Here is a 14,451-nt window from a genome sequence, read left to right as displayed (position 1 = left end):
CGGGCCGCGCGCCCAGCTCGGGCCGCGCGCGCCCGGCTCGCCGCGCCGCGCGTCCAGCCCGGCTCGCCGCGCCGCGCGTCCAGCCCGGCTCGCCGCGCCGCGCGTCCAGCCCGGGCATGCGCGCCCGGCCCACCGCGTGGCCAGCCCTCCGCCCGCGCGCTTGTTCGCGCCGCGGGCGGCTGGCCACGGCGCTCGGGTTGCCGGTCAGACCAGCCAGACGCCGTCGCGCATGAGGGTGCGGCCGGCCAGTTCGTTCACCTCCCGCCAGGCCTGGACGCGCTCGGGGCGCAGGACGAGAAAAGCGTAGGAATCACCGGCCGTGCGGGGATCCCAGTCGTTCTGGGCGGCATAAGCCTCACCGGCCGGACCCGACTCGGCGACCGGAATCGTCCTTTCCAGCACGGCATCGATCATCACCACATCGCGCGTGCCGCCCAGCGCGACGCGCACGCGCCCGTGGGCAGCCAGGTTGCGCCCGGTCGGCGACCCCGTGTCGGTGGCCAGCAGAACCCGTTCCCCGAACCACGCGATCGTCAGCGGAACCAGATGGGGCTCGTCGCCGTCGGCCGTCGCCACCCAGGCATCGGCGACCGGCGCGCTGAGTTTCGCCAGCACATCCGCCTTACGCTCCGCCTTCGAGCGGGGTTCCTCGGCCATCACAGTCCTCCTTGACTAGCGCTCTTTCTACCAGCCCCCTCCGACACTTTTCGTGCCGCGACTCTTCGCTTGACCCTCGACCTGGTGGAGGCCTCAGGATCGTGTTGTCGAGGGCGGCCGGTGACCGAGGGAGCGACGATGGATCTGGACAATCCGGTGCTGAAGCTGTGCCAGGAGGGAATGCGGGCCGAGTCGGAGGGGCGGCCGTCGGACGCTAGGGCGTTGTTCGAGCAGGCGTGGGCAGCGCGCACTGACGACTACGACGCTTGCGTCGCGGCGCACTACCTCGCCCGCCGGCAGGACGATCCCGCAGAGGTTCTCCGGTGGAACCAGGAGGCGCTGCGGCATGCCGACGCCGTCGGCGACGAGAGGGTGGCCGCCTTCTACCCGTCCCTGCTCGTCGGTATGGCAATGGCTCATGAGCAGTTGGGCGACATCGTCGCCGCGCGCGCCGCTTTCGAGCGGGCAGCCGACCACGAGGGCGCGTTGCCGCCGGGCCCGTATGGCGAGCAGTTGCGGACGGCCGTCTCCGAGGGGTTGAGCAGGATGGGTTGACCTTCGCAACCTTCCCGGCCGCCGGGGGTGAGCAGCGTGGGTTGACGTTCGCGATCCCGGCCCGCCGGGGGTGAGCGGCGTGGGTTGACGTTCGCGATCCCGGCCCGCCGGGGGTGAGCGGCGTGGGTTGACGTTCGCGATCCCGGCCCGCCGGGGGTGAGCGGCGTGGGTTGACGTTCGTGATCTTCCCAGCCCGCCCGGGGTGAGCGGCGTGGGTTCACGTCCGCGGTCTTCCCGGCCGGGCGCGGGGCGGCCGCGCTGTGGCGGCGCCCCGCGGGGAAGTGCTATTCGGGTGCGCCCTGGAAGAGGCCGAACAGGTTGCCGTCGGCGTCGCGGAGGGTGGCGGTCAGGCCGCCGCCGCCCACGTCCTTGGCGGGCTGCTCGACAGTGGCGCCGGCGGCGGTCAGGGATTTGGTGGTCGCCTCGATGTCGTCGACGTGGTAGTACGTGATCGGGCCCGCGGCCACGTCGCCGTGCGGGTTGAGGCCGATCTCGGGGGCGTCCGCCGGGCGGAAGCCCACGTAGTAGGGCTCGTCCATGTAGGGCTCCGTGCCGAGCAGGGACGTGTAGATCGCCTTGGCCGCGGTGAGGTCCTTGACCGGGATGGTGATCGTACGGATGGGCATGGCTTCTCCTCTGTCACAGCGGACCGGGGTGGCCCGTCACAACGTATGACGGGTGCCGAACGAGAGGTGTGACGATGAGCGAACTGGATCTGCTGGCGGAGCGCTTCGAGACCGACCGGGCGCATCTGCGTGCCGTCGCTCAGCGGATGCTCGGTTCGGCCGACGAGGCCGATGACGCGGTGCAGGAGACCTGGGTGCGGCTGAGCCGCAGCGACACCAGCGAGGTCGGCAACCTGACCGGCTGGCTGACCACCGTGGTCTCCCGCGTCTGCCTCGACATGCTGCGCTCCCGGGCCGCGCGGCGGGAGGATCCCACAGACCTTCCCACGACGGCGTACGACGGCGGGCCCGGCCCCGAGCAGCAGGCGCTTCTCTCCGACGCCATCGGGCCGGCGCTGCTGCTCGTGCTCGACACGCTGGGCCCGAGCGAGCGGCTGGCTTTCGTGCTGCACGACATGTTCGCCGTGCCTTTCCCGGAGATCGCCGAGATCGTCGGGTGTACGCCGGCGGCCGCGCGCCAGCTGGCCAGCCGGGCCCGGCGGCGGGTGCAGGGGGAGCGGGTGCCCGACGACGACGGCACCGACCGGCGGCGGGCCGTGGTGAGCGCGTTCCTGATCGCCGCGCGGGCCGGCGATTTCAGCGCACTGCTCACGCTGCTCGATCCCGGTGTCGTGCTGCGCGCCGACCCCGAGGCCGTGAAGATCGGGGCGACCGCGGTGCTCACCGGGGCCGGCGAGGTGGCCGGCCGGTTCAACGGTGGCGCCCAGTCGGCGCGCCTGGCCTTCCTCGACGGCGAGCCGGGCCTGGTCTGGGCGGTCGGCGGGCAGGTCCGGGTGGCTTTCGTCTTCGGCTTCGAGGGCGACCGCGTGAGCCGCATCGACCAGCTGGCCGACCCGTCCGCCATCGAGGCGATGACCATCGACATCAGGCCCAACAGCGAGCTCTGACGGCGCGGCGGCGAGCTTCGAAGGCGCGGCGGCGAGCTGAGAGCGGGCGGCGGCGAGCTGAGAACGGGCGGCGGCGAGCTGAGAACGGGCGGCGGCGAGCTGAGAACGGGCGGCGGCGAGCTTCGGGGGCGCGGCGGCGAGCGATAAGGCGCGGGCGGTGAAGACAACGGCGGCCGGGGAAGCCCCGGCCGCCGTGTGGGTGATGCTGTCAGATCTGGGCGAGGGAGCCCGCGTACATCTGGTTGATCTGCTCGGAGAAGTTGGTCTCGACCGAGCGGCGCTTGATCTTCATCGAGGGGGTGATCTCGCCGGCCTCGATGCTCAGGTCGCGGGGGAGGATCGCGAACTTCTTGACGGTCTCCCAGCGGTTGAGTTTGCCGTTGAGCTCCTGGATGTAGCCGTCGATCAGCTTCTCGGTCTCGGGCGCGCAGCAGATGTCCTGGTAGCTCTTGCCGGCCAGCGGGCCGTTGGCGGCCCAGCCCTTGATGGCGTCCTCGTCGAGCGAGACCAGCATGGTGACGAAGTTGCGGGCCTGGCCGATGACGACCGCCTGGGACGTGTACGGGCAGACCGCCTTGAACATGCCCTCGATCGCGGACGGGGCGATGTATTTGCCGCCGGACGTCTTGACCAGGTCTTTCTTGCGGTCGGTGACCCGGAGGAAACCGTCGGCGTCGAGCTCGCCGATGTCGCCGGTGCGCAGGAAGCCGTCCTCGGTGAACGCCTCCGCCGTCTCCTTCGGCAGGTTGTGGTAGCCGCGCATCACCGGCGCGCCGCGCAGCAGCACCTCGCCGTCGGTGTCGATGCGGCACTCGAGGTCGCCCAGGGGCAGGCCCACTGTGCCGATCTTCAACTTGTCGAGGCGGTTGACGAAGTTGGCCGCGCTGCTCTCGGTCAGGCCGTAGCCCTCCATGATCGGCAGGTTGGCGGCGGCGAAGAACTCGGCGATGTCGCGGCTGAGCGGGGCCGAGCCGCTGACCAGCACGCGCAGGCGACCGCCGAGCTTGGTCTGCAGCTTGCTGAAGACCAGGCGCTCGGCCACCGCGAACTTGAGCTTCAGGGCGCCCGGCAGCGGCTTGCCGGCCTGCTCGAGCGCGACCTTCTGCTTGCCGACCTCGACCGCCCAGTGGAAGATCTTGGCCTTGGCCCCGCCACCCTCGAGGGCCGTGGTGACCGTTTTGTTGTAGACCTTTTCGAAGATGCGGGGCGCGGCGCACATCAGCGTCGGCTTGACCACCGCGAGCATGTCGACCAGCTTGTCGACGCGGCCGTCGACGTATGTCGGCACGCCCACGTGGATGATGCCGCAGAGCAGCGTCTTGCCGAACGAGTGCGACAGCGGCAGCCACAGGTATTGCAGGTCGGTCGACTCGAACAGGCCGAGGCCCTGCTGGGCGACGCCCTCCCAGGTCCAGCCCGCGTGCAGCAGCTGCACGCCCTTGGGCCGGCCGGTGGTGCCGGAGGTGTAGATGAGCGTGGCGAGGTTGTCGGGGCCGATGCCCTCGACGACCTCGGAGATGAGCGACGGGTGGGAGCGCAGGGCGGCCGCGCCGCGCTCCTCGAGCTCGGTCAGCGTCAGCTGGGGCGGGGTCGCGCCGGCGTCGGCCGGGCCGTCGATGATGACGACGTGGGTGACGGCGGTGTCGACGCCGGAGATCTTCAGGGCCTGCTTCGCGTTCTCGGCGATCAGGATCTTGGAGCCGGAGTCGGCGACGATGTAGCTCGCGTCCTCGGGCTCGGTGGTCGGGTAGACCGTGGTGGTCGCCGCGCCCGCGCAGTTGATGCCGAGGTCGGCAAGCACCCACTCGAACCGGGTGCCGGAGAGGATGGCGACCCTGTCCTCGAGGCCCACGCCCAGCTCGCGCAGGCCCGCCGCGATCGCCGTCGCCCGCTCGCCGACCTGCGCCCACGTGTGCCAGACCATGCCGGTGTCGTCGGCGTTGGGCACGGCGAAGGCCTGGCCGTTCGGCGTCGCGGCCACCCGCTTGAAGAACATGTCGGGGATCGACCGGTACGGGACCTCGAGAGCCATCGGCGCCGCCTTCAGATGCAGGAACGGGGGAGTTAACGAACTTGTTACCGCAGAGTATTGGTGACGGGGCGGGAGGGCTAGTGGCACGGCGCCTCACATCGAGTCTATCGACCGGGAGACCCGGTCGTCTCACAGCGTGAAACCGGCGAGTAACTCTAGGGACCTGTGTGCCGCAGGGCGGGCGCGAGCGAGGCGGTGACCGCCGAGACGGCCACGACCGCGGCGAAGACCAGGATGGCCGGGCGGGGGCCGGCGGCGGTGACCAGCAGGCCGGCCAGCAGGGGCGCGGCCGCGGCGGCCGACATGGCCGCCATGAAGATGACGCTGAGGACGCGGCCCTGCAGCGCGTCCGGGGTGATCGCGGCCTGGTGGGCGAAGAGCGCCGCGTTGCAGGCCGGGCCGGCGAAGACCGCCACCGCGACCGGCGCCGCCGTGGCCACGCCGATGGCCGGGATCGCGCTGACCGTCAGGAAGGCGAAGGCGGCCCAGCACAGCGAGCGGATCAGCCGGGCGAACGGCAGCCAGCGGTGCAGGGCCGGCGCGGCCAGGGCGCCGAGCAGGCCGCCGGCGCCGACGATGGTCTCGGTCAGCCCGATGACGCCGGGGGCCGTGCCGTGGTCCTGGAGGGTCACGATGATCGTGAAGATCGTCCCGGTCAGGGCAAAATTGAGCGGCGCCGCGATGATCAGCACCGAGCGCAGGAACGCGTTGGCGAAGACGAACCGCAGGCCCTCGGTGAGAGCCGCGAGGTGGCTGCCGGGCCGGTTGCGGGAGGTCTGCATCGGCTTGCGGATCAGGGCGACCCCGATCAGCGAGGCCAGGTACGACACCGCGTTGCCGACGAAGGGCAGGGCGTGGGTGATCCCGAAGAGCAGGCCGCCGAGCGGGGGACCAGCCAGCGAGGTGCCGTAGCTGCGGGCCTCGTTGCGGGCGACCGCCGCCGGCAGGTGCGGCACGGGGACCAGGCTGCGCACGGCGGCGTGCTCGGTGGTGTTGAAGAAGGCGCCGCAGACCGCGTCGATCACCGCCACCACGATGATCGTGGACAGGTTGGCGTGCCCGGCGACGACGGCGACGGCCAGTGCGGCGAACGCCAGCAGCCGGACGACGTCGCAGGCGAGCAGGGCGGTGCGGCGGTTGATCTGGTCGGCCAGGACCCCGGCCGGCAGGCGGCAGGCGAGCTTGGTGACCTGGGCGGCGGTGCCGACGGCGCCGGCCTGCACGGCCGAGCCGGTCACCTCGAGCACGAGCAGCGGGACGGCGAGCTGCGCGATGGTGGCCCCGAGGTCGGACAAAGTCTGACTTGTCCACAGAAGATTGAACTCGCGGTTGCGCCAGAGGCTCGGCACTGTCCGCGATTCCATGGTCACCCAACGCAGGATATGTACTGCATCCCGTATCCCGCAGAACTCCGGCCCGCGCTCACGCGCGGGCCGGGCGTCGATCCGTACGAAATGGAAGGGTTTAAGGGGCCAGGTAGAGCAGGCGGTTCGGCGAGCCGGTGCCGGGGCTCGTGACCACGCCGGTGGTGGCGCCGTTGACGAGGCTGTCGCGCACCTGGGCCGGGGTGAGGCCCGGGCTGCCGGAGAGGACGCGGGCGGCCGCGCCGGCGACGTGCGGGCTGGCCATCGACGTGCCGCTGATCGTGTTGGTCGCGGTGTTCGACGTGTACCAGTCCGACGTGATCGACGAGCCGGGCGCGAACAGGTCGAGGCAGGTGCCGTAGTTGGAGTAGCTGGCCCGCGCGTCGGTGCTGGTGGTGGCGCCGACCGTGATGGCGGCGGCGACCCGGGACGGCGACGAGTTGCAGGCGTTGGCGTTGGAGTTGCCCGCGGCCAGGGCGTAGGTGACGCCCGAGGTGATCGACCGGGAGACGGCGCTGTCGAGGGTGCTGCTGACGCCGCCGCCGAGGCTCATGTTGGCCACGGCCGGCTTGACCGCGTTCGTGGTGACCCAGTTGACGCCGGCGATGACGCCGGCCGTGGTGCCGCTGCCCGAGCAGTTGAGCACGCGGACGCCGACCAGGCGGACCTGCTTGGCGACGCCGTACGTGGTGCCGCCGACCGTGCCCGCCACGTGCGTGCCGTGGCCGTTGCAGTCGACACCGCCGGAGCCGACCGCGTCGTAGCCGTACGACGCCCGGCCGCCGAAGTCGTTGTGCGTGTATTTGATGCCGGTGTCGATGATGTACGCGGTGACGCCCGAGCCGGTCGTCGTGTACGAGTACGTCGTGCTCAGTGGACGGTTCCGCTGGTCGATGCGGTCGAGGCCCCAGGTCGCGTTGGCCTGCGTGGCCAGCAGCGAGACCGTCTGGTTCTGCTCGACGTAGGCGACGTCCGGGCTCGCCGCGAGGCGCTTGGCCTGGTACGCGGTCATCCCGGCCTCGTACGCGTTGATCGAGCCGAAGCTCTGCCGCACCTGGCCGCCGAAGCTCTTGGCCAGCGTCGCCGGCGTCTTGGCGCCGGCCTTGAGGACCACGATGTAGCTGCCGGGCACCGCGGTGGCCGTGCCGTCCAGGCGGATCTCGCCGGTGGCGGCGGCCGCGGCCGGGGTGGCCGTCGCGGCCGCGGTGATCGCGGCGAACAAGCCCGCGATCAGAATGCGTCTCTTCGCCATGCTCTTCCTCTCTCGGCCCCGTGATATTGACGAGCGCCAATAAGCATATACGGAGTGTCACGAAGAGGAGGCATACCGTGTGGGCCATATCGGGGCTCAGAATGTGCTGGTGGATCTGATCATTCCGCCCGGCGGGAACAAGACGGTCGCCGTCTACCGTGCCCTGCGGGAGGCCATTGTGGACGGCCGGCTGCCGTCGGGGTCGCGGCTCCCGGCGACCCGGGCGCTCGCCGCCGACCTCGGCATCGCGCGCGGCAGCGTCGCCGGCGCCTACGAGCGGCTGGCCGCCGAGGGATACCTCTCCGCTCAGGTGGGCGCGGGCACCTTTGTCGCCTACCAGCCGGCCAAGCGGGCATCGCGGCGGGAAGCGGGGGCGCTGAAGCCGCGCAAGGGGTGGGCCTTCGCGCCACTGCCGACGAGTGGGGGCGCGCCGCCTCCGCGCTACGACTTCCGGGTCGGCATCCCGGACGCCGGGCTCTTCCCGTTCGACGCCTGGCGGCGCCTGCTCATCGCCGAGACCCGGCTGCGGGCCAACAGCCTGGGCACCTACGCGGAGCCGTCCGGCCACCCGGCCCTGCGCGCGGCCATCGCGCGCTACCTCGGCGTGGCCCGGGGCGTGCGGGCGAGCGAGGCCGACATGGTCATCACCAACGGGACTCAGCACGCCCTCGACCTGATCGGCCGAGTGCTGATCACGCCGGGTGACGTGGTCGCGGTCGAGGACCCGGGATATCCGCCCGCCCGGCGCCTGTTCGCCTCGCTCGGCGCCCGGGTCGCCGCCGTGCCGGTCGACGCCGAGGGTCTGGTCGTCGACGCGATCCCGTCGTCGTCCACTTTGGTCTACACGACGCCGTCGCATCAGTTCCCGCTCGGCCGGGCGATGAGCGCGAACCGCCGCCGCGAGCTGCTCGACTGGGCCGGCCGCCGCTCGGTGGCGATCGTCGAGGACGACTACGACAGCGAGTTCCGCTTCCTGTCGCGGCCGCTGGAGCCGCTCTACAGTCTCGACACCGCGGGCCGGGTGCTCTACGCCGGCACCTTCTCCAAGAGCATGCTCCCCTCGCTGCGCACCGGTTTCCTGCTCACCCCGCCCGGTCTGCGCGACGCCCTGGTCGCGGCCCGGCAGATGGGCGACGGCCACGGCCAGCCGGCCGTGCAGGCCGCGCTGGCCCGCTTCATCGACGACGGCCTGCTGGCCCGGCACGTGCGCAAGGCGGGCAAGGCCTACGCCGTGCGGCACCGGCAGCTCGTCGCCGCGCTGATCGCCACCGGAGGCCTCGAGGCGATCCCGTCCGCCGCCGGCCTGCACCTGGCCGCGGTCACCCCCGTCGACTCGACCGCGGTGGTCAGGGCGGCCGCGCGGGCCGGGATCGGCCTCGACGACCTGCGCACCTACTTCGCCGATCAGTCCGCCGGGCAGACCGGCCTCGTGTTCGGGTTCGGCGCGGCCGACCCGTCGCTGATCGGCGAGGGGATGGCGCTGCTGGCCGGGATCCTGGCCCGCCACGCCTGATAGGCGATCGCGCCCGCCGCGACGACCAGGCTCAGCAGCGCCGGCGGCCCGGTCAGGCCGAGCAGGGCCACCACCGCCACGAAGGCCACCGCGGCCACCACCCGCTGCCGGCCGGCCAGCAGCTTGATCGCGGCCGCCGTGCCGATCACGTAGACCAGCGTGAAGCAGCCGGTGACCAGCAGCATCATCGTGTGCAGGTCGATCGGCAGCACCACCGAGATCAGGCTGCCGGCCAGCACGGCGAGCAGCGCCTTGCGCGGCGTGCCGAACGGCCGCGCCGGCAGCGCCCCGTCGCGGGCCAGCGCCGCCCCGAGCTGCGACGACCCGGCGAAGTACGCGTTGACCGCGCCGGCCGTCAGCAGCAGGGCCACGACGGCCGTGAGCGCGCGCACCGGCCCGCCCACCCCGGCCGCGAGCAGGTCGGCCAACGGCGCCTGGCTCTCGCCGAGCGTCGGCCCGAGGACCAGCACGCTGGTGACGGCCACGGTCAGGTAGAGCCCGCCGACGACCACCACCGCGATCGCCGTGGCCCGGGGGACGTCGCGCCGCGGATGGCGGTACTGCCCGGACAGTGACGACACCGCCTCCCAGCCGGCGAAGCCCCAGATGAGCACCGCCACGGCCGTGCCGACGCCGGCCCAGCCGTGCGGGGTGAACGGCGTCAAGTTGTCCCATCGCGCATGCGGCAGCGCGGTGATCACGGTGAGGAGCAGCAGCACCGCGAGCGTGCCGGTGAGCGCGAGCTGGGCCCGGCCCGAGACCCGGAGCCCGAACCAGTTCATCACCGCGACCGTGCCGACGACCACCAGGAACGTGCCGATCACGGTGGCCCGGCCGCCGCCGATCACATCGGCCACATAGCCTCCCGCGAACGCGGCGGCGGCCGGCGCGCCCAGCGGCACCGCGAAGAAGAAGCACCAGCCGACGGCGGCCGCCGCCCGTGGCCCGAACGCCAGCCGGACGAAGGTGGAGACGCCGCCGGCGTCTGGATGTCGGGCCCCGAGCGCCGCGAAGGTCCAGGCCAGGGGCGCCGAGAGCACGATCAGCGCGACCCAGGCGACCAGCGAGGCGGGGCCGGCGACGTCGGCGGCCAGGGCGGGCAGGGAGATCACGCCGGTGCCGAGCACGGCGCCGATGCTGAGGGCGGTGCCCTGGGCCACGGAAAGCTTCATGGCGACAACGCTAGGGGCGCATTGGCCCGCGCACGTAGGCCAATCAAGCCCTGATCGGTTGGGCCAATCAGAGACCCAGTGAGGCGTCACGCAACCGGGCCGCATCGCCGGTGATGTCCACGCGCGCAGCGTCCTTGCGGCCGGTGAGGAAAAGTGCGATTTCACCGGGATTTCCGGACAAAGTGGCTATCGGTGCGGGGCCGACGGTCAGCGAGCCAAAGCCTTCGGAGCGGATCTCCACCGACAGTCGAGCCCGGCGCAGGGCGAGCTTGGCGGTCATTCGCACGGCCTTCCAGAGCGCCGTCTCTTCACCCGGGGAAAGGGAGCGCGGCTCCCACGACGGCTGCGCCCGCCGCGCGTCCTCGTGGTGCACGAAGAACTCGACGACATTGGTCACCTCGTCCAGCAACGGATTGCTGACCGGGCTCCACCACGGCGGCGTCCGCAATTCGGAGATCACTTTTTCGTACGGCTGGGAAGCCTTGGCCAGGCGCACGCGTTCACCGTGACCGTGCAGGGGTGGCAGGAGGATGCCGGCCGAGGCGTCGGGCCGCCGGTCGCGCACGACCAGGTGGGCCGCGAGATCGCGGGTCGTCCATCCCTCGCACAGGGTCGGCTGGTCCGGTCCGAGCGAAAGCAGCAGGTCGGCGAGGAGCCGGCGTTCGCTGCGGGCATAGGCGGTCACGAACGTGATCGTAGACACATTGTCGTACCTGTGAACGAACGGCGCCCGTTCGGCAGGATGGGGAAGTAAGGCCGGAACCCCCGGCGAACACTTACCAGTCAGGTAGGAAATTGAGCAGCAGGACCAGCCGCGATGTGCTGGGACGGGGACTGCGCGTGCTGGGACAGGCGATTCGTACCGAACCGCGCCTGTTCACCGTCGGGGTCGTCGGCAGCAGCGTCTTCGGCCTTCTGGTCATCGCGAACTCGTACGTGGTGGGTTATGTCATCGGCCATGTCGTCGTGCCCGCCTTCAGCAGCGGCCATGCCGGCACCGGCGAGCTCGCGCTGATCGCGGCCGTCTTCCTCGGCCTGAGCGCGCTGCGCGTGGCCAGCGTCTTCGGCCGTCGCCTGGGCGCGGGCTTCATGCAGTTCCGCCTCCAGGCCCGCTATCGCCGGGCGGTGACCAGCCGCTATCTGTCGCTGCCGCCCGCGTGGCATCAGCGGCACGCCACCGGCACCCTGCTGTCGAACGCGAACTCCGACGTCGAGGCCGCCTTCGTGCCGATCGCGCCGCTGCCGTTCGCGGTCGGCACGATCGTGATGATCATCGCGGCGGTGGTCGCGCTGTTCTTCACCGATCCGGTGCTGGCGCTGGTCGGTGTCACGCTCTTCCCGGCGCTGTTCGGGCTGAACTTCGTCTATTCGCGGGCCATGTCGCCGCGGCAGATCCGGGCTCAGCGGATGCGGGCCAAGGTCAGCGCGGTCGCGCACGAGAGCTTCGACGGCGCGCTGGTCGTCAAGACGATGGGCCGCGAGGCCGACGAGTCGCGCCGGTTCGGGGTCTTCGTGACCGAGCTGCGCGACGCGCTGATCTCCGTGGGCCGGCTGCGCGGTCTGTTCGACCCGCTGATGGACGCCCTGCCCAGCCTGGGCACGCTGGCCGTGCTGCTGCTCGGCGCGTGGCGCCTGGAGTCGGGCGCGATCACCGTGACCGAGCTGGTCACCGTGAGCTTCCTCTTCACGGTGCTGGCCTTCCCGGTGCGCGCGATCGGGTGGGTGGTGGCGGAGCTGCCGCGCAGCGTGGCCGGGTGGGAGAGGGTCCAGGCCGTCCTTTCGGCGACGGGCGATTTGTCGTACGGCGACAAGACCGCCGACGCCGAAGGGGCCGCCGAGCTGCGATTCGACAGGGTCGACTTCCGGTACGGGGACGGGCCGCTGGTCCTGCGCGACGTCTCGTTCGCCGTGCCCCGGGGCAAGACCGTCGCCCTCGTCGGCGCGACCGGCTCGGGCAAGTCGACCATCGCCTCGCTCGCGGTGCGCCTGATGGACCCGGTCGGCGGGCAGATCCTTCTGGACGACACGGAACTGCCGTCGCTCAGCGAGGCCGCGCTCGCGCGGGCGGAAGCCCTCGTACCGCAGATCCCTTTCATCTTCGACGACACCATCCGTGGCAACATCACGCTCGACCGCCCGGAAATTTCCGACAAGTCGGTCCGATGGGCGCTGGATCTCGCGCAGGCCGAGAAATTTGTCCGGAATCTCCCGCAGGAGCTGGACACGGCGGTCGGTGAGCGAGGCACCTCGCTGTCCGGCGGCCAGCGTCAGCGGATCACGTTGGCTCGGGCGCTCGCCGGCAAGCCCCGGCTGCTCGTGCTGGACGACGCCACGAGCGCGGTCGACCCCCGCGTGGAGGCCGACATCCTGGCCGCCCTGCGCGGCAACGACGCGGGCGCGTCGATCCTGGTCGTCGCCTATCGCCGGGCCACGATCGCCCTGGCCGACGAGGTGGTCTATCTCGAGCAGGGCAAGGTCGTGGCCACCGGCACCCACGCCGAGCTCCTGGCCGGCCATCAGGGTTACTCGGATCTCGTCACCGCGTACGAGAAGGCCGAAAGGGTCGAGGCATGACCGACGCAGGTACCTTCGCGACGATCAAGCGCGGGCTGGCGCTCTCTCCCGAGTTGCGCCCGGGCCTGGGCGGAACGATCGCGCTCGCCCTGGTGCAGATGGGCGGCCGGGTCGCCGTGCCGATCGCCGTCCAGCAGGGCATCGACCACGGCATCCGCGGCGACGGCGGGCCCGACCTGCAGTACGTCGTCGGCGTCGTCGCGGTCACCTTCGTCGCGCTGATGATCTCGACGCTGGCCGGTTACCTGATGACCCGGCGGCTGTTCACGGTCAGCGAGACCGCGCTCGGCGGCCTGCGCTCGCGCACGTTCCGGCACATCCACGACCTGTCGATGCTGCACCAGCAGTCCGAGCGGCGCGGCACCATGGTGTCCCGGGTGACCAGCGACGTCGACCAGATCTCGCAGTTCCTGCAGACCGGCGGCGTGCAGCTGCTGCTCGCCTCGGGCCAGCTGCTGGTCTCGACGATCGTCATGTTCGTCTACTCCTGGCAGCTCACCATCGTGGTGCTGCTCGCCTTCGGACCCTCGGTCGCGATCATCCGGCTCTTCCAGAAGCGGCTGGCCTCGGTCTACGCCGCGGTGCGCGAGCGCACCGGCGTCATGCTGGGCGCGGTCGCCGAGAGCGTCGTGGGTGCGCTGGTGATCAGGGCGTACGGGGTCGCCGGCCGCACCGAGAAGCGGCTCGACGAGTCGATCTCCGGTTTGCGGAGCGCGCAGCAGAAGGCCCTCAAGACCAGCGTGACCAGCTTCTCCAGCGGCGAGATCGGTGCCGGCCTGGCCCTGGCCGCCGTCGTCGTGGTCGGCGTGCTGATCGGCGAGGACGGCGGCCTGACCGTGGGCCGGCTGACCGCGTTCCTGTTCCTGGTGACGCTGTTCATCCAGCCGGTGCAGATCGCCACCGACATGCTCAACGAGGCGCAGAACGCGGTGGCCGGCTGGCGTCGCGTGCTCGACGTCCTCGACCTGAGCCCCGATGTGGCCGATCCGGACGACGTCGGCGTCGCTCTTCCGGTGGGACCTTTGTCCGTACGCTTCGACGACGTCTCTTTCCGCTACCCCGGCGGCCCGGTCGTGCTCCACGACGTCGATCTGGAGATTCCCGCCCGTACGAAGGTGGCCGTGGTCGGCGAGACCGGCAGCGGCAAGACGACCTTCGCCAAGCTGCTCACCCGGCTGATGGACCCGGCCGAGGGCGAGGTCCTGCTCTCCGGCACGCCGCTGACCTCGGTGCGTTTCTCGTCATTGCGCTCGCGCGTGGTGATGGTGCCGCAGGACGGCTTCCTGTTCGACGCGACAGTGGCCGAGAACATCCGGTTCGCCGAGCCGTCGCTCACCGACGAGCAGCTGACGGACGCCTTCGCCGAGCTGGGCCTGAAGGACTGGCTGGACGGGCTGCCGGGCGGGCTCGAGACCCCGGTGGGCGAGCGCGGCGAGGCGCTCAGCGTGGGGGAGCGGCAGCTGGTGGCGCTGGTCCGGGCGTACGTGGCCGATCCTGACCTGCTGGTCCTGGACGAGGCGACCAGTGCGGTAGACCCGGCCACGGAGGTGCGGCTCCAGCACGCCCTCGACACGGTGACCAGGGGGCGGACGACGGTGGCGATCGCACACCGGCTGTCCACGGCCCAGGCCGCGGACGAGGTGATCGTGGTGGACGCGGGCCGCGTCGTCCAACGCGGCCCGCACACCGAACTGGTACAGCAGGAGGGCTCCATCTACGCGAAGCTGTACGCCTCGTGGCTGGAGCAGACCCGGTGATT

12 protein-coding genes are annotated in these 14,451 nt (G+C 71.5%); 5 read left to right on the top strand and 7 right to left on the bottom strand.

The window, feature by feature from the left end; translation table 11 throughout:
• Window positions 1-204 precede the first annotated feature (204 nt).
• The gene (locus CRP55_RS24855) at window positions 205-657 is read right to left on the bottom strand and encodes a pyridoxamine 5'-phosphate oxidase family protein (protein WP_097322523.1); all 453 of its coding nucleotides are present in this window, start codon (window positions 655-657) and stop codon (window positions 205-207) included.
• Between the two features lie 138 nt (window positions 658-795).
• Here CRP55_RS24855 and CRP55_RS24850 point away from each other — a divergent pair, with 138 nt between their 5' ends.
• Window positions 796-1,212 carry a hypothetical protein gene (locus tag CRP55_RS24850; RefSeq protein ID WP_097322619.1) on the top strand — a complete coding sequence of 139 codons (417 nt, stop codon included), beginning with the start codon at window positions 796-798 and terminating at the stop codon, window positions 1,210-1,212.
• Between the two features lie 284 nt (window positions 1,213-1,496).
• Here CRP55_RS24850 and CRP55_RS24845 read toward each other — a convergent pair whose 3' ends face one another.
• Window positions 1,497-1,838, bottom strand: a complete 342-nt coding sequence (locus tag CRP55_RS24845) for a VOC family protein (RefSeq protein ID WP_097322522.1) — start codon at window positions 1,836-1,838, stop codon at window positions 1,497-1,499.
• Window positions 1,839-1,912: 74 nt separating this feature from the next.
• Here CRP55_RS24845 and CRP55_RS24840 point away from each other — a divergent pair, with 74 nt between their 5' ends.
• A complete protein-coding gene (locus CRP55_RS24840) occupies window positions 1,913-2,785 on the top strand; it encodes a sigma-70 family RNA polymerase sigma factor (RefSeq protein ID WP_097322521.1) in 873 nt (290 codons plus the stop codon).
• Between the two features lie 208 nt (window positions 2,786-2,993).
• Here CRP55_RS24840 and CRP55_RS24835 read toward each other — a convergent pair whose 3' ends face one another.
• From CRP55_RS24835 to CRP55_RS24825, 3 genes are all read right to left on the bottom strand, one after another.
• A complete protein-coding gene (locus CRP55_RS24835; RefSeq protein ID WP_097322520.1) occupies window positions 2,994-4,817 on the bottom strand; it encodes an AMP-dependent synthetase/ligase in 1,824 nt (607 codons plus the stop codon).
• A 155-nt stretch (window positions 4,818-4,972) separates the two neighbouring features.
• A complete protein-coding gene (locus CRP55_RS24830; RefSeq protein ID WP_245923361.1) occupies window positions 4,973-6,181 on the bottom strand; it encodes an MFS transporter in 1,209 nt (402 codons plus the stop codon).
• Between the two features lie 100 nt (window positions 6,182-6,281).
• Complete coding sequence (locus CRP55_RS24825; protein ID WP_097322518.1) at window positions 6,282-7,433, bottom strand: S8 family peptidase; 1,152 nt, start codon at window positions 7,431-7,433, stop codon at window positions 6,282-6,284.
• 109 nt (window positions 7,434-7,542) lie between these two features.
• Between CRP55_RS24825 and pdxR the strand changes: the two genes are divergently transcribed.
• On the top strand, window positions 7,543-8,946 hold the full coding sequence (gene pdxR / locus CRP55_RS24820; RefSeq protein ID WP_097322618.1) for a MocR-like pyridoxine biosynthesis transcription factor PdxR: 1,404 nt from the start codon (window positions 7,543-7,545) through the stop codon (window positions 8,944-8,946).
• Here pdxR and CRP55_RS24815 read toward each other — a convergent pair.
• Complete coding sequence (locus tag CRP55_RS24815) at window positions 8,838-10,118, bottom strand: APC family permease (protein ID WP_097322517.1); 1,281 nt, start codon at window positions 10,116-10,118, stop codon at window positions 8,838-8,840. The genes pdxR and CRP55_RS24815 overlap by 109 nt on opposite strands.
• 67 nt (window positions 10,119-10,185) lie before the next feature.
• Complete coding sequence (locus CRP55_RS24810) at window positions 10,186-10,803, bottom strand: TIGR03085 family metal-binding protein (protein WP_097322617.1); 618 nt, start codon at window positions 10,801-10,803, stop codon at window positions 10,186-10,188.
• A 110-nt stretch (window positions 10,804-10,913) separates the two neighbouring features.
• Here CRP55_RS24810 and CRP55_RS24805 point away from each other — a divergent pair, with 110 nt between their 5' ends.
• Together CRP55_RS24805 and CRP55_RS24800 are read left to right on the top strand one after the other, a co-directional pair.
• Window positions 10,914-12,692, top strand: a complete 1,779-nt coding sequence (locus tag CRP55_RS24805; RefSeq protein ID WP_179855326.1) for an ABC transporter ATP-binding protein — start codon at window positions 10,914-10,916, stop codon at window positions 12,690-12,692.
• Window positions 12,689-14,449 carry an ABC transporter ATP-binding protein gene (locus CRP55_RS24800; protein WP_097322515.1) on the top strand — a complete coding sequence of 587 codons (1,761 nt, stop codon included), beginning with the start codon at window positions 12,689-12,691 and terminating at the stop codon, window positions 14,447-14,449. The genes CRP55_RS24805 and CRP55_RS24800 overlap by 4 nt, the downstream gene beginning before the upstream one ends.
• Window positions 14,450-14,451 lie beyond the last annotated feature (2 nt).

This window comes from Paractinoplanes atraurantiacus (genome assembly GCF_900215205.1).
Classification (GTDB): Bacteria; Actinomycetota; Actinomycetes; order Mycobacteriales; family Micromonosporaceae; genus Actinoplanes; species Actinoplanes atraurantiacus.
Note: the sequence above shows the minus strand (reverse complement) of the source record. Positions and strands in the feature narration are given on the sequence as shown.

Bases quoted from the DNA above. Each gene is read 5' to 3' on its own strand.
- CRP55_RS24840 (WP_097322521.1), top strand. From the start codon at position 1,913: ATGAGCGAACTGGATCTGCTGGCGGAGCGCTTCGAGACCGACCGGGCG.
- CRP55_RS24815 (WP_097322517.1), bottom strand. From the start codon at position 10,118: ATGAAGCTTTCCGTGGCCCAGGGCACCGCCCTCAGCATCGGCGCCGTG.
- CRP55_RS24825 (WP_097322518.1), bottom strand. From the start codon at position 7,433: ATGGCGAAGAGACGCATTCTGATCGCGGGCTTGTTCGCCGCGATCACC.
- CRP55_RS24855 (WP_097322523.1), bottom strand. From the start codon at position 657: ATGGCCGAGGAACCCCGCTCGAAGGCGGAGCGTAAGGCGGATGTGCTG.
- CRP55_RS24845 (WP_097322522.1), bottom strand. From the start codon at position 1,838: ATGCCCATCCGTACGATCACCATCCCGGTCAAGGACCTCACCGCGGCC.
- CRP55_RS24800 (WP_097322515.1), top strand. From the start codon at position 12,689: ATGACCGACGCAGGTACCTTCGCGACGATCAAGCGCGGGCTGGCGCTC.
- CRP55_RS24850 (WP_097322619.1), top strand. From the start codon at position 796: ATGGATCTGGACAATCCGGTGCTGAAGCTGTGCCAGGAGGGAATGCGG.
- CRP55_RS24830 (WP_245923361.1), bottom strand. From the start codon at position 6,181: ATGGAATCGCGGACAGTGCCGAGCCTCTGGCGCAACCGCGAGTTCAAT.
- CRP55_RS24835 (WP_097322520.1), bottom strand. From the start codon at position 4,817: ATGGCTCTCGAGGTCCCGTACCGGTCGATCCCCGACATGTTCTTCAAG.